Consider the following 19862-nt stretch of genomic DNA (forward strand, 5'->3'; position numbering starts at 1 on the left):
CGAACTCAAAAATTATTTATATTCTGGAGTCCATGTAAGGTCGCGTACGGCCTTAGTCATATCAGTTTCTTTTGTTTGTGCTAAACCTTGCTTTTGTGCTTCCTTAGCCACAGCTTCGGCAACCTTAAAGGAAACTTCGTTAATGGCACTAAATGGAGGTAAGACAGGTGCTCCCGGTTGGGTTACATCAACAAAACCACCCAATGAGCGCGCTGCTTGCCCCATCATTTCATCAGTTAATAACTTAGCTTCAGAAGCTAACATTCCCAAACCTAAACCTGGGTAAACTAAAGCGTTGTTAGCTTGACCAATGTAGTAAGTTGTTCCTTCATATTCAACTGGAGCTGATGGAACACCCGTTGCAACAAAGGCTTTACCCTTAGACCATTCGATTACTTGTGCAGCAGTTGCTTCAAGTTTACGCGTTGGGTTAGAAATAGGGAAAATCACTGGACGTTCTGTGTTAGCACACATTGCTTCGACAACTTCCTGAGTGAAGGCACCGGCATTAGTTGAAGTCCCAACTAAGATAGTTGCCTTAGTAGCTTTAATAATGTCAGCTAAGTTTGTCATATCACCAGCATTAGCAAAGTCCGCGCGCTTCTTAGCAAATGGTTTTTGGGCTGGAGTTAAATCATCCATGTCATCAAATAAGAGACCTTGCTTATCAACCATGAAGAAACGACTGTAGGCTTCTTCTTCAGTTAAACCGTTAATAACCATCTCTTGGTGAACACGACCAGCAATCCCAGCACCAGCCGAACCACCACCATAGCAGAGGTAAATTTGGTCAGTTAACTTTTCTTTCTTAATATCTAAAGCACCAAAAACTCCACCTAAAACAATCATTCCAGTACCTTGGATATCGTCGTTGAAAGTTGCAATATCATTCTTGTAACGATTTAAAATATCAGCAGCAGTTTCACGGCCGAAGTCTTCCCAGTGTAAGTACAATTTAGGGAAGAGATTTTCGGCAATGTTAACAAACTTGTCAATGAATTCAAAGTATTTTTCATCGTTTACACGAGCATGACGGTTACCTAAATAGTTAGGGTTGTCTAATAATTCTTGACGATTAGTACCGTTATCGATAACCAATGGTAAGACATTTTCTGGGTTAATACCGGCAGCACCAGTATAAATCATTAACTTACCTACTGCGATGTCAACCCCTTGAACACCCCAGTCACCGATTCCTAAAATACCTTCGGCGTCAGTAACAACAATCAAACGAATTTCACGGTCACCCGCTGCATTCTTCAAAGTTTCTTCGATATTTTCAGGGTGGTTAACATCTAAGTAAGCAGCGTATTGTGGATCAACAAATAAGTCACTATATTGTTCAATGGTTTCAGCAATCACTGGATCATAGACAATAGGATTGAATTCTTCCAAGTGTTGGCTAAATAAGTAGTAGAACAGAGTACGATTTGTATTGAAAATTTCCATTAAGAAGTGACGCTTTTCAAGGTCAGATGGCTTCTTAGAAAAGTGTTCGTAAGCTTGCTTAGCTTGTTCCTGAATTGTTTGGATGTAAGGAGGTAAAATCCCAACTAATCCTAATTCTTGACGTTCTTCCATTGTAAAGGCAGTACCTTTATTCTTGAATGGATCGTTTAAAACTTCATGTGCACGCATTGTTGCACCTCCATTATTTTTTTTAAATCTAACACCGCAAAATTGCTTGTTGACAATCGCTATTATAGTAAGCACTTTTCGTTATAGTCAAATTCTACCTTTAGCATAAATCGTGTTTATAACAATACGCAAAAAAAATCTGCCCAAAAGCAGATTTTAAATATCTTATAAATTATCCAAGACATCCTTTACGTCAGCAAAAACTTTGTCGATATCTTGATTACCGTCAACTTGGTGTAAGAGATTCTTTGCTTCGTAGAAGTCAAGTAACGGAGTATTCATCTTGATGTTAACTTCTAAGCGGTTCTTAACTGTTTCTGGCTTATCATCTTCACGTTGGTAGAATTCATGTTCACCACAACGGTCACAGGTGCCTTCAACCTTAGTTGGATTGAAAACCTTGTGGTAAGTAGCACCGCAGTTCCGGCAGATGTAACGCCCCGTTAAACGTTCCATCAAAGATTCTGGATCAACGTGAATGTTGATTACCCCGTTTAACTCGCGGCCTAATTCCTTACCAATTTCTTCCAAAGCTTCAGCTTGAGCCATGTTTCGTGGAAAACCATCCAACAAGAAACCTTCCTTAGTGTCTTCTTGGGCTAAACGTTCCTTAACGATACCATTCGTAACTTCGTCAGGTACTAATTCACCCTTATCAATGTACTTCTTGGCTTCCAATCCCATTGGTGTTTCATTCTTCATTGCTGCGCGGAAAATATCCCCCGTTGAGATGTGAGGAATCTTGTAAGCATCAACAATTCTTTCGGCTTGAGTACCTTTACCAGCCCCAGGAAGTCCCATTAACATTAAATTCATTGCCATTATAAAATCTCCTTTGATTAAATCATCATACGTTTTATTATACCATAAAAAATGGCAAACAAAAAGCAGGCCTAAGCCTGCTTCTTATTTGTTGCTATCTAAATCAGCCGGACGATTGCCCCGAATAAATCCAACATATTCTTGTTTCATGGTCATACCTTCTAATTGGCGCATTGATTCAAGGGTTACCCCAATCACAATTAAAAGACTTGTCCCACCTAAACCGATAGATTCGTCTAAACCAAAGTAAGCAGAGGCAATTAATGGAATCAATGAAACTAACCCCAAGAAAAGTGCCCCCACGGTTGACAACCGCATTAATAAGCGGGAAACGTAACGTTGTGTTTCCAATCCAGGCCATACAGATGGAATGTATGAGCCTTGCTTTTGTAAGTTTTCTGCCATTTTTTCAGGGTTTACTTGAACAAAAGCATAGAAGAAAGTAAACAAGACAATCAATACTGTGTATAAGGTCATACCTGCTCCTGTGGTGGTGGAGAAGATATTCGTCATCACCTTATACCAAGTATCGGTTGAATGATTTTCTGCAAAAGCCACCAAAATCGTTTGTGGTAATGCAATGAATGAACTGGCAAAGATAACCGGAATAACCCCCGCTACGTTGACACGTAATGGTAAATAAGAGTTATCAGTGGCCCCTGCCATACGTCGCGTGTAACGAATTGGCACCCTGTAAGTAGCTTGTTGGACATAAGTCACAAAAGTAACGATAATTAAAATCGCCACCACTAATAACACTACAAACAAAATTGGTTGCCATAAATCAGCTTTTTCAACTCCGCTAAACTGATCTAAATAAACCTGTTGAATTCCAGTTGGGACGCGGGCAATGATACCGGCCATGATAATCATAGAAATCCCGTTACCAAACCCACGATCAGTAATCATATCCCCCAACCAAGTGGTGAACATGGTTCCACCTGTCAGGATAATTCCGATAGTAACATATGTTTTTACACCAGGATCAGTCACCAGGTTCAAACTCGAAAGATAGTTGAACCCAGCCGTAATCCCAATTGATTGTATAAACGCAAGCACAATCGTCAAGTATCTTGTCACTTGATTTAGCTTCCGTCGACCTACTTCCCCCTGTTTACTCCATTCAACAAAGCGAGGAACTATATCCATTTGTAATAATTGCACAATAATTTGCGCAGTAATGTATGGGGAAACCCCCATAGCCAAGATGGAATAGTTCGTCAAGCCGCCCCCACTAAAAGTGTTCAAGATACTAATTAACCCTGAAGATGCAACGCTGGACAGAGCCTTTGCGTTGATCCCAGGGACAGTGATATATGTGCCTAAGCGAAATACAATCAAGACGCCTAAGGTAAATAAGATCTTTTTACGAATCTCTTTTACAGCTAAAGCGTTCTTCATTGTCTTAAGCATTAGATCACCTCAGCTTGACCGCCTTTAGCTTCGATAGCAGCTTTAGCAGATGCACTAAACTTGTTAGCCTTAACAACTAACTTCTTGCTTAATTCACCATTGCCTAAAACTTTGATACCATCTTTTTGGTCCTTAACGATACCAGCTTCAAATAACAATTCTGGTGTTACTTCTGCACCGTCTTCGAACTTGTTTAAAGTTTCTAAGTTAACAATTGCGTAGTCCTTACGGTTAATGTTCTTGAAACCACGTTTAGGCATACGACGGAACAATGGCATTTGTCCCCCTTCAAAACCTACACGTACTTTAGAACGAGCTTTTTGACCTTTTTGACCACGACCTGCTGTCTTACCGTTACCGGATGAAGTACCACGACCAACACGGTTGCGTACTTGACGTGAGCCTTCTGCAGGTTGTAATTCATGTAATTTCATTAGGGTTGGCACCTCCTTATTAACTAAATGCTTGACTATTTAGCCAATTCAACGTCCACTAAGTGATTGATTTTGCGAATTGCACCGCGCATAGCTGCATTGTCAGGAACAACAACAGAGCTGTTAATACGGCCAAGGCCTAAACCTTTAACAATTTCGCGTTGGTTTTGAGGACGTCCAATGACAGAACGAACTAAAGTAACTTTTAAGTTAGCCATGTATTTGTCCTCCTTAATCTGCTAAGTGTTGAACAGAAACGCCACGTAAAGCAGCAACTTCTTCAACACTCTTCATGTTTACTAAACCATCAATTGTAGCACGAACAACGTTGATTGGTGTGTTAGAACCTAATGATTTACTTGTAACATCACTAACACCGGCAAGTTCCATAACGGCACGAACCGCACCACCAGCAGCAACCCCAGAACCGGCGATGGCTGGCTTCAACATAATACGACTACCACTGTATTGACCGACAACTTCGTGAGGAAGTGTAGTTCCAACCATAGGAACTTCGATTAAATTCTTACGAGCAGCTTCAACAGCCTTACGGATAGCTTCTGGAACTTCTTGAGCTTTACCAGTACCGAAACCTACGTGGCCATTGTGGTCACCGACGATAACTAAAGCAGCAAAGCGAAGACGACGTCCACCTTTAACAACTTTAGTAACACGGTTAATCGCAACAACGCGATCTTCTAATTCTAATTGAGCTGGATCAATAAAAGTCATTATCGTTATTTCCTCCTTTTCCTAAAAGTTTAAGCCATTTTCGCGTGCAGCTTCAGCTAAAGCTTTCACACGACCATGGTATAGGTATCCGCCACGGTCAAATACAACATCTGTGATACCTTTTTCAGCAGCACGTTTAGCAACAACACTACCTACTGAAGCAGCTTGTTCAGTCTTAGTATTACCACTAACTTCGCTGTCTAAAGTAGAGGCACTAACTAGCGTCACACCCGCTACGTCATCAATAACTTGAGCGTAGATGTTTTTGTTTGAACGGTAAACATTTAAGCGTGGGCACTCAGAAGTACCAGAGATTTTACCACGAACACGTGCGTGACGACGTTGACGTGTCTTGTTTTTGTCTGGTTTTGAAATCACTATTTTCACCTCTTAGATTTGATTAACAGTTAAAACTGTTTATTACTTACCAGTCTTACCTTCCTTACGACGTACATATTCACCAACGTAGCGAATACCTTTACCCTTGTAAGGTTCTGGTGCACGAGTAGCACGAATGCGGGCTGCCACATCACCAACTACTTCTTTGTTAATCCCAGATACGATTACGGAAGTTGCAGATGGAGCTTCAAAAGTAACTCCTTCTTCCTTTTCGAATTCAACTGGGTGAGAGTAACCAACATTAAGAACTAATGTTGTACCCTTCATTTGAGCACGGTAACCAACCCCACGCAATTCAAGTTCCTTCTTGAAACCTTCAGAAACACCTTCAACCATGTTGGCGAAGTTTGCACGAGTAGTTCCGTGTAAAGCTTTTGTCTTGCTATCATCTGATGAACGTGTGAATGTTACCACGTTACCTTCGATGTTGATAGCAATTTCTTTTGCAAATTCACGAGTTAATTCACCCTTAGGACCTTTAACAGTCACCACGTTGCCGTCTTGCTTAACTTCAACGTTTGCTGGTAAATCAACTTCTTTAAAACCGATACGACTCACTAGTAGGCACCTCCTTACTTGTCTTTATTTATTACCAAACGTAAGCGATAACTTCGCCACCGATTTTCTTGGCGCGAGCTTCTTTGTCTGTGATAACACCTTCAGATGTTGATAAGATAGCGATACCTAAGCCGTTTAAAACCTTAGGAACAGCATCTGCTTTAACGTATTTACGTAAACCAGGCTTTGAGATACGACGAAGACCTGTGATTACACGTTCTTTATCTGTACTGTATTTCAAGAATACACGGATAACGCCTTGTTTGTCATCTTCGATGTATTCCACATCGCGAACGAAACCTTCACGTTTGAGGATTTCGGCGATGTCACGCTTGATTTTTGAAGCAGGAATTTCAACAGATTCGTGCTTAACCATGTTAGCATTCCGAATACGAGTTAAAAAGTCTGCGATTGGATCAGTCATGACCATGTTTTGTTTGCCTCCTTTATCTTGTTGTTACTGGTTTACCAGCTAGCCTTCTTCATACCAGGGATTTGACCCTTGTGTGCAAGATCGCGCAGGCAAACACGGCATAACTTGAATTTACGATATACAGAGTGTGGACGGCCGCAACGTTCGCAACGAGTGTATTCTTGAGTTGAGAACTTAGCCGGACGCTTGTTTTTAGCGATCATTGATTTTTTAGCCAATGTTTTAAGCCTCCTTATTTAGCGAATGGCATACCAAGTTGAGTTAATAATTCGCGAGATTCTTCGTCAGTGTTAGCTGTTGTAACGATAACGATGTCCAAACCACGAACCTTGTTAACGTCATCAAAGTCGATTTCTGGGAAGATTAATTGTTCACGTACACCTAATGTGTAGTTCCCACGACCATCAAAAGCACGCTTACTTACACCGTGGAAGTCACGGACACGTGGCAATGAAACAGAAACTAACTTGTCTAAGAAGTCGTACATACGTTGGCCACGTAAAGTAACTTTGGCACCAATTGCCATACCTTCACGTAAACGGAAACCAGCGATAGATTTCTTAGCACGTGTGATAACTGGCTTTTGACCAGAAATCAAAGTTAATTCTGCAACTGCTTCGTCTAAGTTTTTAGCATTGCTTACAGCATCACCAACACCCATGTTAAGCACGATCTTTTCAACCTTAGGTGCTTGCATGATTGATGAGTAGTTGAATTTTTCCATCATTGATGGAACGATTTCGTTAGTGTATTTTTCCTTTAAACGGTTAACCATGAAGAAAGTATCCTCCTTTCTGCTCGATATTAAAGAGTTTCACCAGTCTTTTTAGAAACTCGAACTTTCTTACCATCTTCTACCTTGAAGCCAACACGTGTTGCTTCGTTGTTAGAAGGATCGATGAGCATAACGTTAGAAACGTGGATTGGTGCTTCAACTTCAACAATCCCACCATTTGGGTTTGCGTTAGTTGGCTTTTGGTGTTTCTTAACGATGTTAACGCCCTTAACAATCACGCGGTCCTTAGCAGGGAAAACCTTTTCGATAACGCCTTCCTTACCCTTATCTTTACCGGCAATTACTTTAACTTTGTCATTTTTCTTGACGAACATTTTTCTTGTGCACCTCCTTGTTAGATAGATGGAATATTATAACACTTCAGGTGCCAAGGAAACGATCTTCATGAAGTTTCCGTCACGTAATTCACGTGCAACTGGCCCGAAGATACGAGTACCCTTAGGTGATTTGTCTTCACCAATGATAACTGCCGCATTTTCATCAAACTTGATGTATGAGCCATCTGCACGGTGTGCACCAGTCTTAGTACGAACAACAACGGCCTTAACGACGTCACCTTTTTTGACAACGCCACCTGGTGTTGCTTGTTTAACAGTAGCAACGATGATGTCACCGATATTAGCTGTCTTGACACGGGAACCACCCAAAATCTTAATAACTAAGATTTCGCGGGCACCAGAGTTATCAGCGACTTTCAAACGACTTTCTTGTTGGATCACTTTGTGTGTCCTCCTTTCGTTATTAGATTAGAATACGAATCAACTGCGATATATCTTATTTATCAAAGAAAATTAGATAATAACTGCTTCTTCAACGATTTCTAATAAACGGAAACGTTTTGTAGCTGATAATGGACGAGTTTCCATAATTTTCACGATGTCACCAGTCTTAGCTTGGTTGTTTTCATCATGAGCTTTGAACTTCTTTGAGTACTTAACACGCTTGCCGTAAACTTTGTGGTTTACATAAGTTTCAACAACAACTGTGATAGTTTTATCCATTTTGTCAGAAACGACACGTCCTTGGTAGACTTTGCGTTGGTTACGACCTTCACTCATCAGTGGTTAGCCTCCTTTTCGTATTCTTATTTGTTTAATTCTGCTTGGCGCAACGCTGTTTTGATGCGTGCGATATTCTTACGTACTTTGTTTAAGCGTGCGGTATTTTCTAATTGACCGGTAGCTAATTGGAAGCGTAAGTTGAATAATTCTTCTTTGTATTGCTTTTCTTTTTCAAGCATTTCAGCAGTGGTTAATTCATTAATTTCTTTAGCCTTCATTTGATTCGCCACCTACTTCCTCACGTATTACAAACTTAGTCTTAACTGGGAGCTTGTGAGAAGCAAGACGTAAAGCTTCACGTGCGACTTCTTCGGATACACCGTCGATTTCGAACATAACTTTACCACGCTTAACTGGAGCTACCCAACCTTCAGGAGCACCTTTACCGGAACCCATCCGAACACCAATAGCCTTAGCAGTGTAAGACTTGTGAGGGAAAATCTTAATCCAAACTTTCCCACCACGCTTCATGTAACGAGTCATAGCAATACGGGCTGCTTCGATTTGACGGTTTGTAATCCAGTGTGAATCTAACGCTTGGATACCGTATTTACCGAAAGTGACTTCCTTGCCACCCTTAGCTTCACCACGCATCTTACCGCGGAATTCACGACGGTGCTTTGTACGTTTTGGTACTAACATAGGTACATTTCCCTCCTTTTACTTTTCTTTCTTTGTAGGTAAAACTTCACCACGGTAAATCCAGACTTTAACACCTAACTTACCGTATGTGGTTGCAGCTTCAACCCATGCGTAATCGATATCTGCGCGTAATGTGTGCAATGGCACAGTACCTTCTGAGAAACGTTCAACACGTGACATATCTGCCCCATTCAAACGACCAGCAACTTGTACCTTGATACCTTTTGCACCGGCACGCATTGTCCGTTGGATAGCTTGCTTCATGGCACGACGGAAAGCGATACGATTTTCCAATTGTTGAGCAATGCTTTCACCAACTAATTTTGCTTCTAAATCAGGTTTCTTGATTTCCACAATGTTAATGTGAACTCGCTTACCTGTTAAGTTATTTAATTCTTTACGAAGTTTTTCTACTTCAGAACCGCCTTTACCGATAACCATACCAGGTTTTGCAGTATGGATAGAAATGTTAACACGCTTTGCAGCACGTTCAATTTCTACGGTAGAGACAGAAGCGTCGGCTAATTTTGTTTCAATGTAACTACGAATGCTTAAGTCTTCGTGTAAGTTACCGGCAAATTCTTGGTTGTTTGCAAACCATTTTGAATCCCAGTCACGAATAACTCCGACACGTAATCCAGTTGGATTTACTTTTTGACCCACGCGTTATCCCTCCTTATTTTACAGATACGACTACAGTGATGTGACTTGTACGCTTGTTAATTGGGGAAGCAGAACCCTTTGCACGAGGACGGAAACGTTTCATAGTTGGTCCTTCGTTAACAAAAGCTTCGCTAACGTATAAGTCTTCAACATCTAAGTCAAAATTGTTTTCTGCGTTAGCAACGGCAGACTTTAATACTTTTTCGATGAGACGAGCACCTGAACGTGGTGTAAACTTCAAAATGCCCATTGCATCGGCAACTTTCTTACCACGAATAAGATCGATCACAAGACGTGCTTTACGTGCAGGGATTCGAACTGTCTTAGCAGTTGCCTTTGCTGATGTAACTTGTTCAGCCATTTAAATATCCTCCCTATCTTATTTTCTTACGCCTGTCTTCTTATCGTCAGCTGCGTGACCGTGGAAAGTACGAGTTGGTGCGAATTCACCTAACTTGTGACCTACCATGTCTTCTTGAATGTAAACTGGGACATGCTTGCGACCATCGTAAACAGCAATTGTGTAGCCAATAAAGCTAGGGAAAATTGTGGAACGACGTGACCATGTTTTGATTACAGACTTCTTTTCTTGATCAGCTTGTGCTTCGACCTTTTTCATCAAGTGTGCGTCGACAAAAGGTCCTTTTTTCAAACTACGACTCAAGTGTGTATCCTCCTTCCAGATAACAGGTTAATCGCCTAAGCGACTAAGCGATTATTTTTTCTTCCGTCTACGGATGATGAATTTGTTTGATTTTGCCTTCTTAGAGCGAGTCTTAAGACCAGTAGTCTTCTTACCCCATGGTGACATTGGAGATGGACGACCAACAGGTGCCTTACCTTCCCCACCACCGTGTGGGTGATCGTTAGGGTTCATTACAGAACCACGTGATTGAGGACGCTTGCCCATCCAACGTGAACGACCGGCTTTACCAATGTTAATTAATCCGTGTTGTTCGTTACCAACAGCACCGATTGTTGCACGACATGTAACTAAAATCATGCGAGTTTCACCAGAAGCCAAACGTACGATTGCGTACTTGCCTTCCTTACCAAGTAATTGAGCTGAAGTACCAGCTGAACGAACTAATTGTCCACCCTTACCTGGCTTTAATTCGATGTTGTGGATAACTGTACCATCAGGAATATCAGCTAAGGCCATTGCGTTACCAACTTTGATGTCGGCACCTTTACCTGATTGGATTTGTTGACCTACTTCAAGGCCTTTTGGTGCAAGGATGTATGACTTAACACCATCAGCGTAAACAACTAAAGCGATGTTAGCTGAACGGTTTGGATCATATTCGATTGCTTTAACAGTTGCAGGAACGTCATCTTTAATACGCTTGAAGTCAATCAAACGGTATTGACGCTTGTGTCCACCACCACGGTGGCGAACAGTCTTGCGACCGTAAGAGTTACGACCGGCAGTCTTACTTTGTGATTCAAGTAAGGACTTTTCTGGCTTTGTCTTAGTGATTTCAGCGAAATCAGAACCAGTCATGTTCCGCCGACCGTTTGTGGTTGGTTTGAATTTCTTGATTCCCACGGTTTTGCCTCCTATTAGAGTTATTTATTAGTCTTCAAATAATTTGATTTCTTTTGAATCGGCAGTCAAAGTAACAATAGCCTTACGACGCTTCTTAGTGTAGCCTGAGTAACGACCCATTGTCTTCTTCTTACCTTTAACATTCATGATGTTAACTTTAGCAACTTGTACGCCGAAGATTTCTTCAACAGCGGCACGAACTTGTGTCTTAGTTGCGTTGACGTTAACGTCGAATGTGTAACGCTTGTTGTCCAATTCTGCCATTGATTGTTCAGTAATAACTGGACGTAAAATTACATCGCGTGCTTCCATTATGCAAGAACCTCCTCTACTTGAGAAAGAGCTCCTTGAGTGATGACCATCTTGTCGTTGTTCACAACATCTAAGACGTTCAAGCCCTTAGCAGGAATAACTGTAACGTTTGCTAAGTTACGAGCAGCTAATGCAGCTGTCTTGTTGTCATCTTCAAGAACTACTAAAACTTTTTCGTTTACATTTAAGTTGTTCAATACTTCAGCAAATGCCTTTGTCTTAGGTGCGTCGAAGCTTAATGCATCAACAACAACTAATTTTTCGTCAACAACCTTTTGAGAAAGGACAGACTTGATAGCCAAGCGACGAACCTTACGAGGCAATTTGTAGGCGTATGAACGTGGTGTAGGACCGAATACGGTACCCCCACCTACCCATTGTGGTGAACGGATTGAACCTTGGCGAGCACGACCAGTACCCTTTTGACGCCATGGCTTCTTACCACCACCGCGAACTGCGGAACGGTTCTTAACAGCGTGTGTACCTTGACGTAATGAAGCACGTTGCATAAGCACTGCGTCAAAAACTACGTTGTTGTTTGGTTCGATACCAAAAACTGCGTCGTTTAAAGTAACGTCACCGTTTTGTGTACCATCTTGTTTAAATAATGCAACTGTAGGCATGTTTGTTTTTCCTCCCTTCCTCTAATTATTTAACTGCGCTTTTGATAACAACTAAGGACTTGTTTGCACCAGGTACATTACCCTTAATCATTAATACGCCATTTTCAACATCTGATTTAACGACTTCCAAGTTTTGGATAGTAACACGGTTGTTACCCATGCGACCAGGTAATAATTTACCCTTCATAACACGGTTAATAATAACACCCATTGAACCAGGACGACGGTGGTAACGAGAACCGTGAGCCATAGGACCGCGGTGTTGGCCGTTACGCTTAATTGAACCTTGGAAACCATGACCCTTGGATGTACCAGTTACGTCCACGATTTCGCCTGCTTCGAATAAGTCTGCCTTAACTTCGTCACCGACGTTGTATTCTCCAAGCTCAACATCGCGGATTTCACGAACGAAGCGCTTAGGAGTAGTATTTGCTTTTGCTGCATGACCTTTAGCAGGTTTGTTTGTTAAAACTTCACGCAAGTCATCGAAACCTAATTGAATAGCTTCGTAACCGTCATTTTCCATGGTCTTAACTTGTAAAACAACGTTAGTACCAACTTCAACAACTGTTACAGGAACTAATTCACCATTTTCAGTAAAGACTTGTGTCATACCTACTTTTTTACCTAAGATTCCTTTAGTGGTCATGAGTACACCTCCAATAATAATGAATTTATTTTTTAATTTAGTAAGTTTTAATTATGAATTATAACTTGATTTCAATATCAACACCAGATGGTAAGTCTAACTTCATAAGTGAGTCAACTGTCTTTGGTGTTGGGTTAACGATGTCGATTAAACGCTTGTGTGTGCGCATTTCGAATTGTTCACGAGAATCCTTGTATTTGTGTGGTGAACGGATAACCGTGTATAATGTGCGTTCCGTTGGCAATGGAATAGGACCTGAAATTTGGGCACCTGTTCTCTTTGCTGTTTCAACAATTTTGTCAGCGGATTGATCTAAAATGCGGTGTTCGTAAGCCTTTAAACGAATACGAATTTTTTGTTTTGCCAATTGTATTCCCTCCTTCGTCTATTTTAAAAATAAGACTAGCTCCGTAGAAATTACCGTCGCACTCGTGGCAAAGCGGCCGGGTGTGTCGCAACCTTCTACATCTTAGCTTATTTAAAATTAAACAACTAAATCCTTGTACTTGCCCTTACACAAGTACCTTTTTATAGTATTACATCTAAAAAGGAATTGCAAGGATTTTTTTCAATTTCTTTTAAATATTTCTTTGATTGCTTAGTACAAAGAACTTCCAGCGAAACGCTACAATCTTTACCTATAGAAAGTAAGCATAATATAAGATCCCCCCACTAATCAACATACTTCCAAATCCTAGTACAAATAAGATTAACTTTGTCGCCCAAGAATCTCTCGCTTTAATTGTAAAACCATTCCACACCATCAGAAGACCAATCACAAATAACAACATAATGATTAAAGTTTTTGACAGGCGCACATATATCACCTCACATTAATTATCAGTAATTATCATTATAACGGATAGCAAAAAAAATGTCCCTACATAAATAGGAACATTTTTGATAATTCGCTGTTTTTTTACATACTAAATCTTAGTACCAGCCATTAGCATCCCAGTGAGCCTTAGCAGCTGTCCAGGAACCGTAACGAGAAGCTACATATTGATCAGCCACACGTTCTTGATTAGCAGCTGAGTAGTCACCGTTTAAGTAAGAAGCTGTTAATTGGTACTTACCGATATATTGACCGTTACGGGCATTGTAGTTATTACCTGATTCACGGTTGGCAATCCAAGCCTTAGCTGCTTCATCTGATGACGAAGCTACGTTACTTGTGTATGAGCTAGCTGTATTAGCTGATTGGCTGTATGAACTTTGTGGTTGGTTGTATGAGTAATTAGCTGAGTAGTAGTTTGAAGTTTGGTAAGAGCTTTGTGGTTGGCTATATGTGTAAGTCTGAGCTGGCGCAGAAGCTTGAGTATCAACAGCTGTGTCAGTAGTAGTTTGTGCATCAGCTGTTTGTTGACCTGGGGTAACCTCTAAAACTTCCCCAACGTAAATCAAGTTTACGTCAGCCATATTGTTAGCTGCTTCAATGGCTTCAACTGTTGTATTATATTCGTTAGCAATCTTAGAAACCGTGTCACCAGCTTGGACTGTTACTTGGTCAGCGTTAGCAGCAGCTTGTGTTGCAAATAAGAAACCAGCTGCAGCAGTTGTTGATAATAATACTTTACTTAAATTCATGTGTAATCTCCTAATATATTTGTTCTAAATACTTTTTTCTACTTAATTTGATTTCTACACGACTTGCTGTCGCGCTAACAAAATCTAGTATAGGTGGTTTACATGACAGAAAAACACTATTTAAATTACCAGAAACCACCTTTTTGTAACAAACTCCCTTAGCTTGTAACAATCTGTAAAAAACAAAATACCTTTATTTTTTTACTTACCACAAGCAAAAGCTAATTAGATGGGCTTTCAGTACTTTGACGGTAACCTATATAAACAAGAACAAATGTTCACTAAAAAAACGGATTTTTCCAGAAAAAAAGACTTTTCCTCCTTAAAAATTTTTTTCCACTGGTCTTTTTGCTATGTTTTTATCTTTTTCTCCCCACCTTTGTAACTTAATTGTCACTTCGTAATGACCTTTGGACAGCTTTTATCTTAACAATCACAAAAGAGCCTTAGTCATTACTAAAACTCTTTTCTACTATATTAAGCTATTTTTTGCTGGTACTTTTTGCGGATGACATAATATAAACCAACCAAGGCGAGTAAACAAACTAGTGCCAAGATAATCTTTTTGTCACTATCATTAAAGATAGCATCCCCACCAAATGCGTAAAGAAAAGATGAAGGAAAAATCCCAATCACAATACATATTAGTTGAATTTGTGGTTTCATCTTAAGTTTAAGCGCCGTAAAGTTAACCAAGAAAGACGGAATTACCGGTACCATATATCCAATAATCATCCCGACCATCTTATTTTTAAATTTACTAATACCCTCAATCACATGTCCCAATTTCTTGCTTTCGTGACGTAAGCCTACCTTTTGCAAAACAAACGTAACTACTATATTTCCTAGAGTATTCCCTCCAACATTTAAGAGTAAACCTATCCAAGGACCAAAAAGAATCCCATTAAAGATACAAACCACCGAACTGGATAGGGCTGGAATTGCTGAAGTCGTTGCGGTCAAAAGTAACAATAAAAACATATCTTTAGGACCGTGATTACGGAACATATGTTTTAACATTCGCGTTTCCCTTGCTGGATCTAAAAGTAATTTAATTTGAGGATAGTAATCTCGAATTAAAAAAGCTATGATTACAAGCGCCAAAAGCGCATCTAAAGTGATTATCAAGCGTAACCAAAACTTACGCCGTTGTACCATTTCTTTCACAAGCATTTCCTTTCTATATTAACTCGGTAAACATAATCCTTAATAAAATCAAAAGGTTGATGATGAAGATTCAAAGCTGGAAGTAACTCCAGTTGCGCTTCTTGCCAAAAGCGGGACGAATTCGTCGCCCCATTTTTTTCACCAATTACATAAAATTCGCCAGACCACCCAACTTGTTGTAGCCACTGTAAAATCTCCCAATCTTTTTGGCCTTGATCGGGGGCCCATGCCATCCAAATAACCTGACTTTCCGATGCATACTTCTGCACCGCCTCCAAAGCATCCAATTTTTCTAAGGGATACCAAGGATGCGGGTGCGTTACATCTTGCCCCCGCCACTTGAGATTGTCTGTCAAGCGGGTGTGTCCCAAACTTCCACCTAAACTGCCATTACCAGCCATTAACTCTAAGCCAACTTTTGGACCTAGATAGTTTTTTACATCTGCCACCCAGACTTGATTACAGACATGCCAAATACCAAAATTTTCAATCAACACCTGACGCAGGTTCAGTAAATCACTAGCTAAAGTCATAATATCAGCATATTGATCTAATAAGCGATAAATCATTCCTTGACTCAAAGTTAACTTAGGCAACGGCTTTTGAGGTAAACGCTGGGCTTGATAGGCGCACACCGTCTCACACACCGCTTGAATTTTTTTGACAATTAATGTTTGATTTTGATAACGAGCTTGATAAGCTTCCATTTTACGTAAGTAGGTTTCCCATTGCAAAATTATCACCTCAATTTCTTATTTTATCACGAAGCAAGGCTAGTCTAGAAGCTTATTGTGTGGTACAGTAAAATTAATTAGATTGAAACGAGGAACTCCCGTGAAAAAGACACAATATATCAAACTCTTTTCGCACAATGACTTAGATGGCTTTGGCGCACCGAGTCTCTTTTATACTTTAAAAAACGAAATTTTCCCAACTGTCGAGTTTGATTTAACTACCTGCTCGGCTGGTAATTTAGACCGTGAACTAGCTTATTGGTTCCGACAACCAGAAGCTAGTCGCTTTACAGACGTTTACATTATGGATATGACCCCGGACAGCGACTACTCCTTCCAATTATTGGAACAAAAATTTGCTAATCATTGGTTGATTTTTGACCACCACGAAAGTGAAGCCGACCTCAGACAAAAATATCGGGCTAACTGTCCTGGCCCTCGTGATGAATCCGTCAATCCTAGTGCAACTAGCCTTGTTTGGGATTGGTTGACTGAGCAACCTCACTACAACAAACTCTCCGCCTCACGCCAAACAGAACTGGCCTACTTGGTGGAGTTAATTCGGGCTTACGATACTTGGGATTGGCAAAACGATCCCTTGTTACCTGAAGAAGAAAAAAAAGATGCTGATGAACTAAACCAACTCTTTTGGTTCTATCCTTTAAGTAAGTCAGAGGAATTCATACATAATGTTTTCCAAGCAGGTTGGGAAGACTACCGCGATCAAAACGACCTCTTAATTGATACACTCAACAGTCGGCGGGCAAATTATCTTAAACGTCACTTACGAACCATCAAGACTTTTGAGCTTGACGGCTACAGTTTCGGCGTTGTTTATGCCAGCGACTACAAGTCAGAAATCGCCCATGAATTACTTTTGAAAAACGACGTGGATGCGGCTTTAGTTATTGACCAACACAGCGTTTCTCTGCGTAGCAATGGTCGCTTAGATGTAGCTCGGTTTTCAGAAAAATACTTCCGTGGTGGTGGACACGAAGACTCTGCCGGTGGCACCCTCGAATGTAATCCCATTGAAAAAGCTGAAGAAGCTGTAATTGATGAAGTTTTACAACAAGCCCAAGTCAACGCTAGTGTCGAAGCTGAAGAAAAAAATGAAAGTAGCGGTGGCCTAGGTGACCAACTAGATCCTGAAATGGCCGCAAAGTTAGCTGCCCTCTTCGAAAATTAATTAGAAAAAATCACAATAACAAAAGCCCTAAGAAATTATGTCTCAAAAACATTAATTTCTTAAGGCTTTTTTTATTAAAAGTTACCCAAATTAGATAAAATACTACCTTATAATACTTTAGCTAAGAAGTCTTTAGCCCGGTCACTTTGTGGATTTTCAAATACTTCTTGTGGTGTCCCTTTTTCTTGGAGATATCCATCCGCCATAAACCAAATTTCATCAGCTACTTCCTTAGCAAAACCCATTTCGTGAGTTACCACCACCATGGTCATCCCGTCTTGGGCCAAGTCTTGCATAATCTTCAAAACTTCACCGACCATTTCTGGGTCCAAAGCTGATGTTGGTTCATCAAACAACATTACTTCAGGATCCATGGCCAAAGCCCGCGCAATAGCCACCCGCTGTTGTTGCCCTCCGGATAAGCTAGTTGGAAATTGTTGAGCCTTGTCAGCTAAACCAACCTTGGCTAACAATTCCAACGCCGTCTTTTCCGCTTCGGCTTCCGCTACACCTTTAACCTTCATCGGTGCTAACTTAATGTTTTCTAAGACATTCATATTAGGAAAGAGATTAAATCCTTGAAAAACCATTCCCATCTTTTCCCGTAAAGCATTTAACTGCTTATCGTCAATGTGCGCTAAATTGACCCCGTCAAAGACTACCTTACCGGCACTTGGCTTTTCTAAGAGATTCAAACACCGAATAAAGGTTGATTTTCCAGAACCAGAAGGACCAATGACACATATTACCTGGCCTTTTTCCACAGTGGCATTAATATCTTTTAAAACTTCATTTTGATCATAAATTTTTTTTAGATTTTGAATTTCAATCATTTTATCCATTGTGCTTCATCTTCCCTTCAAAGTAACCCAAAAACTTAGAAACAGTAAACGTCATCACAAAGTAAAGTAACATTGTAATAAATAATGGTAAAACCCCTTTGTACGTTGTCGTTTGGACTAATTGAGTTTGGTACATTAATTCAGTAACCCCAATAATCGAAACCATGGAGCTATCCTTCAAAAGTGTGATAAATTCATTCCCTAAAGCTGGCCAAATGTTCTTCAAAGCTTGCGGAATAATAACATAACGGTAAGTCTTTCCTTGGCTCAACCCTAAGGAACGCGCTGCTTCAGTTTGACCAGCAGGAATTGATTCAATCCCGGACCGAATAACTTCAGCCACGTAAGCTCCTGAGTTTAAAGAAATCGCAATAATCCCCGCTAATAAAGCTGGTAAGGAGCCGATTAAAGCCCCAATCCCGAAGTAAACGAACATAATTTGCACCATTAGCGGTGTCCCACGAATAAATTCAATATAACATACCGCAATAGCGTGCAAGAACTTACTCTTAGCTAACCGCATCAAAGCTAATAATGTCCCTAAGACAAAACCAGCAGTCACAGAAATTACAGTAATTAAGATGGTGTAACCCACCCCTTTAGCGAAGTAGTTCCAGTAATTTAACATACCATTTGATTGCTTAACAGTTTCCATATACTTCGCAGCTTGTGGGACGTACTTCTTATCGATTAAATTATCTTTTTTAATTTGACCTAAAGTTTTGTTAATCGCTGCCTTTAAAGCTGGCTGATTTTTAGGTAGCGCTACAGCCACCCCGGACTGATCTTCAGATACCTCAATCCCAGAATCAATAGCCAAAAATTGCTTGTTATTAGCAGCGTAAGCTTTAGCAATTAAGGAATCCATCAAAACCCCGTCAATCTTGCGTGATTGTAAGTCTAAAACTAAGTTACTTAACTTGCTTAAACCTTCTGGAGTTGCACCCTTAACATCACTTTTAATCAACTTATATTCAGTAGTTCCGTTTTGTGCCCCTACTTTTTTACCAGCAAAACTATCCTTATCCTTGTACTTGTTTTTGTCTCCCTTCATGATTAAGAAGGATTTTCCTCCAGAATAGTAGGTGTCTGAAAAGTCAACACTTTGCTTTCTTTCAGCCGTTGGATTCATCCCGGAAATAATCACGTCAATTTTGCCAGTTTCCATCGCTACCAATAAGGAATCGAAACTTAGATTCTTGATTTCTAGCTTAACACCTAAGTCCTTCGCAATTTGCTTAGCAATCTCAATATCGACCCCAACATATTCGGTCTTGCCATTAATCTTCTTTGTAAATTCCAATGGGGGGTAATCAGCAGACAATCCCACGACTAATTTTCCGTTAGCTTTAATCTTGGCGAGTTCATCACCACTAACTGCACTACTGCTAGTACTATTACTTGATGAACTTGCCCCTGCTGCCAGCGCTGGTGTAATGCAAGTAATAAAACCTAAGAACAAGGCTAGCAGCACCACAACTTTCTTAATTTTTTTCATATTCTCTCTCCTCCGATAAAACTATGATTTATTCATCATTCAACTTATGTGCATAATCATAACATTCAATGATTATTTATGCAATAAAATTGGATAAAATTAATATTAATTGTATATATTC

At 40.2% G+C, this 19862-nt stretch carries 29 protein-coding genes and 1 pseudogene; 1 reads left to right on the forward strand and 29 read right to left on the reverse strand.

What is annotated here, in order from left to right:
- Nucleotides 1-12 precede the first annotated feature (12 nt).
- From FC36_RS09705 to FC36_RS09840, 27 genes and pseudogenes are all read right to left on the reverse strand, one after another.
- Complete coding sequence (locus FC36_RS09705) at nucleotides 13-1638, reverse strand: malolactic enzyme (RefSeq protein ID WP_023859584.1); 1626 nt, start codon at nucleotides 1636-1638, stop codon at nucleotides 13-15.
- A gap of 165 nt (nucleotides 1639-1803) precedes the next feature.
- Nucleotides 1804-2460 carry an adenylate kinase gene (locus FC36_RS09710; protein WP_023859583.1) on the reverse strand — a complete coding sequence of 219 codons (657 nt, stop codon included), beginning with the start codon at nucleotides 2458-2460 and terminating at the stop codon, nucleotides 1804-1806.
- Nucleotides 2461-2544: 84 nt separating this feature from the next.
- A complete protein-coding gene (gene secY, locus FC36_RS09715; protein ID WP_023859582.1) occupies nucleotides 2545-3873 on the reverse strand; it encodes a preprotein translocase subunit SecY in 1329 nt (442 codons plus the stop codon).
- Complete coding sequence (gene rplO / locus FC36_RS09720; RefSeq protein WP_023859581.1) at nucleotides 3873-4307, reverse strand: 50S ribosomal protein L15; 435 nt, start codon at nucleotides 4305-4307, stop codon at nucleotides 3873-3875. The genes secY and rplO overlap by 1 nt, the downstream gene beginning before the upstream one ends.
- 35 nt (nucleotides 4308-4342) lie before the next feature.
- Nucleotides 4343-4525, reverse strand: coding sequence for a 50S ribosomal protein L30 (gene rpmD / locus FC36_RS09725; protein ID WP_023859580.1), 183 nt, complete (start codon nucleotides 4523-4525; stop codon nucleotides 4343-4345).
- Nucleotides 4526-4538: 13 nt separating this feature from the next.
- Nucleotides 4539-5039, reverse strand: a complete 501-nt coding sequence (gene rpsE / locus FC36_RS09730) for a 30S ribosomal protein S5 (protein WP_023859579.1) — start codon at nucleotides 5037-5039, stop codon at nucleotides 4539-4541.
- Nucleotides 5040-5060: 21 nt separating this feature from the next.
- A complete protein-coding gene (gene rplR / locus FC36_RS09735; protein ID WP_023859578.1) occupies nucleotides 5061-5426 on the reverse strand; it encodes a 50S ribosomal protein L18 in 366 nt (121 codons plus the stop codon).
- A gap of 33 nt (nucleotides 5427-5459) precedes the next feature.
- Nucleotides 5460-5996, reverse strand: a complete 537-nt coding sequence (rplF, locus tag FC36_RS09740) for a 50S ribosomal protein L6 (RefSeq protein WP_025020298.1) — start codon at nucleotides 5994-5996, stop codon at nucleotides 5460-5462.
- A gap of 31 nt (nucleotides 5997-6027) precedes the next feature.
- The gene (gene rpsH / locus FC36_RS09745; protein WP_025020299.1) at nucleotides 6028-6426 is read right to left on the reverse strand and encodes a 30S ribosomal protein S8; all 399 of its coding nucleotides are present in this window, start codon (nucleotides 6424-6426) and stop codon (nucleotides 6028-6030) included.
- 35 nt (nucleotides 6427-6461) lie between these two features.
- On the reverse strand, nucleotides 6462-6647 hold the full coding sequence (locus FC36_RS09750; RefSeq protein ID WP_035190578.1) for a type Z 30S ribosomal protein S14: 186 nt from the start codon (nucleotides 6645-6647) through the stop codon (nucleotides 6462-6464).
- Between the two features lie 14 nt (nucleotides 6648-6661).
- The gene (gene rplE / locus FC36_RS09755; RefSeq protein ID WP_023859575.1) at nucleotides 6662-7204 is read right to left on the reverse strand and encodes a 50S ribosomal protein L5; all 543 of its coding nucleotides are present in this window, start codon (nucleotides 7202-7204) and stop codon (nucleotides 6662-6664) included.
- A 29-nt stretch (nucleotides 7205-7233) separates the two neighbouring features.
- Nucleotides 7234-7539 carry a 50S ribosomal protein L24 gene (rplX, locus tag FC36_RS09760; protein ID WP_023859574.1) on the reverse strand — a complete coding sequence of 102 codons (306 nt, stop codon included), beginning with the start codon at nucleotides 7537-7539 and terminating at the stop codon, nucleotides 7234-7236.
- Between the two features lie 36 nt (nucleotides 7540-7575).
- A complete protein-coding gene (rplN, locus tag FC36_RS09765) occupies nucleotides 7576-7944 on the reverse strand; it encodes a 50S ribosomal protein L14 (protein ID WP_023859573.1) in 369 nt (122 codons plus the stop codon).
- 72 nt (nucleotides 7945-8016) lie between these two features.
- Nucleotides 8017-8283, reverse strand: coding sequence for a 30S ribosomal protein S17 (gene rpsQ / locus FC36_RS09770; RefSeq protein ID WP_023859572.1), 267 nt, complete (start codon nucleotides 8281-8283; stop codon nucleotides 8017-8019).
- A 26-nt stretch (nucleotides 8284-8309) separates the two neighbouring features.
- A complete protein-coding gene (gene rpmC, locus FC36_RS09775; protein ID WP_023859571.1) occupies nucleotides 8310-8504 on the reverse strand; it encodes a 50S ribosomal protein L29 in 195 nt (64 codons plus the stop codon).
- Nucleotides 8494-8928 carry a 50S ribosomal protein L16 gene (gene rplP / locus FC36_RS09780; RefSeq protein WP_023859570.1) on the reverse strand — a complete coding sequence of 145 codons (435 nt, stop codon included), beginning with the start codon at nucleotides 8926-8928 and terminating at the stop codon, nucleotides 8494-8496. Before rplP ends, rpmC begins: the two co-directional genes overlap by 11 nt.
- Nucleotides 8894-9591 (reverse strand): annotated as a pseudogene (gene rpsC, locus FC36_RS09785) (30S ribosomal protein S3). Before rpsC ends, rplP begins: the two are co-directional and overlap by 35 nt.
- 13 nt (nucleotides 9592-9604) lie before the next feature.
- Nucleotides 9605-9952, reverse strand: coding sequence for a 50S ribosomal protein L22 (gene rplV / locus FC36_RS09790; protein ID WP_023859568.1), 348 nt, complete (start codon nucleotides 9950-9952; stop codon nucleotides 9605-9607).
- A gap of 18 nt (nucleotides 9953-9970) precedes the next feature.
- The gene (gene rpsS / locus FC36_RS09795; RefSeq protein ID WP_025020301.1) at nucleotides 9971-10255 is read right to left on the reverse strand and encodes a 30S ribosomal protein S19; all 285 of its coding nucleotides are present in this window, start codon (nucleotides 10253-10255) and stop codon (nucleotides 9971-9973) included.
- A gap of 51 nt (nucleotides 10256-10306) precedes the next feature.
- The gene (rplB, locus tag FC36_RS09800; RefSeq protein WP_025020302.1) at nucleotides 10307-11140 is read right to left on the reverse strand and encodes a 50S ribosomal protein L2; all 834 of its coding nucleotides are present in this window, start codon (nucleotides 11138-11140) and stop codon (nucleotides 10307-10309) included.
- 27 nt (nucleotides 11141-11167) lie between these two features.
- The gene (rplW, locus tag FC36_RS09805; RefSeq protein WP_023859565.1) at nucleotides 11168-11452 is read right to left on the reverse strand and encodes a 50S ribosomal protein L23; all 285 of its coding nucleotides are present in this window, start codon (nucleotides 11450-11452) and stop codon (nucleotides 11168-11170) included.
- Nucleotides 11452-12075 (reverse strand): 50S ribosomal protein L4, encoded by a 624-nt coding sequence (gene rplD / locus FC36_RS09810; RefSeq protein WP_023859564.1) that lies wholly within the window; start codon nucleotides 12073-12075, stop codon nucleotides 11452-11454. The genes rplW and rplD overlap by 1 nt, the downstream gene beginning before the upstream one ends.
- 25 nt (nucleotides 12076-12100) lie before the next feature.
- Entirely contained in the window at nucleotides 12101-12724 is a 624-nt protein-coding gene (gene rplC / locus FC36_RS09815; protein ID WP_023859563.1) for a 50S ribosomal protein L3, read from the reverse strand.
- Nucleotides 12725-12782: 58 nt separating this feature from the next.
- Nucleotides 12783-13091 (reverse strand): 30S ribosomal protein S10, encoded by a 309-nt coding sequence (gene rpsJ, locus FC36_RS09820; RefSeq protein ID WP_023859562.1) that lies wholly within the window; start codon nucleotides 13089-13091, stop codon nucleotides 12783-12785.
- Between the two features lie 566 nt (nucleotides 13092-13657).
- Nucleotides 13658-14311: an aggregation-promoting factor gene (apf, locus tag FC36_RS09830; protein WP_023859561.1), complete on the reverse strand. Its 654-nt coding sequence runs from the start codon at nucleotides 14309-14311 to the stop codon at nucleotides 13658-13660.
- Nucleotides 14312-14788: 477 nt separating this feature from the next.
- A complete protein-coding gene (locus tag FC36_RS09835; RefSeq protein WP_025020304.1) occupies nucleotides 14789-15469 on the reverse strand; it encodes a TVP38/TMEM64 family protein in 681 nt (226 codons plus the stop codon).
- Nucleotides 15470-15474: 5 nt separating this feature from the next.
- The gene (locus tag FC36_RS09840; protein WP_025020305.1) at nucleotides 15475-16212 is read right to left on the reverse strand and encodes a hypothetical protein; all 738 of its coding nucleotides are present in this window, start codon (nucleotides 16210-16212) and stop codon (nucleotides 15475-15477) included.
- A 100-nt stretch (nucleotides 16213-16312) separates the two neighbouring features.
- On the opposite strand from FC36_RS09840, the gene FC36_RS09845 reads away from it, so the two are divergent.
- Nucleotides 16313-17401, forward strand: a complete 1089-nt coding sequence (locus FC36_RS09845; RefSeq protein ID WP_025020306.1) for a DHHA1 domain-containing protein — start codon at nucleotides 16313-16315, stop codon at nucleotides 17399-17401.
- A gap of 107 nt (nucleotides 17402-17508) precedes the next feature.
- Here the strand turns inward: FC36_RS09845 and FC36_RS09850 are convergent, their stop codons facing one another.
- Together FC36_RS09850 and FC36_RS09855 are read right to left on the reverse strand one after the other, a co-directional pair.
- The gene (locus FC36_RS09850) at nucleotides 17509-18243 is read right to left on the reverse strand and encodes an amino acid ABC transporter ATP-binding protein (RefSeq protein WP_025020307.1); all 735 of its coding nucleotides are present in this window, start codon (nucleotides 18241-18243) and stop codon (nucleotides 17509-17511) included.
- Nucleotides 18236-19741: an ABC transporter substrate-binding protein/permease gene (locus FC36_RS09855; RefSeq protein WP_025020308.1), complete on the reverse strand. Its 1506-nt coding sequence runs from the start codon at nucleotides 19739-19741 to the stop codon at nucleotides 18236-18238. Before FC36_RS09855 ends, FC36_RS09850 begins: the two co-directional genes overlap by 8 nt.
- Nucleotides 19742-19862 lie beyond the last annotated feature (121 nt).

The sequence above is a fragment of the Ligilactobacillus equi DSM 15833 = JCM 10991 genome (assembly GCF_001435735.1).
Lineage (GTDB): Bacteria > Bacillota > Bacilli > Lactobacillales > Lactobacillaceae > Ligilactobacillus > Ligilactobacillus equi.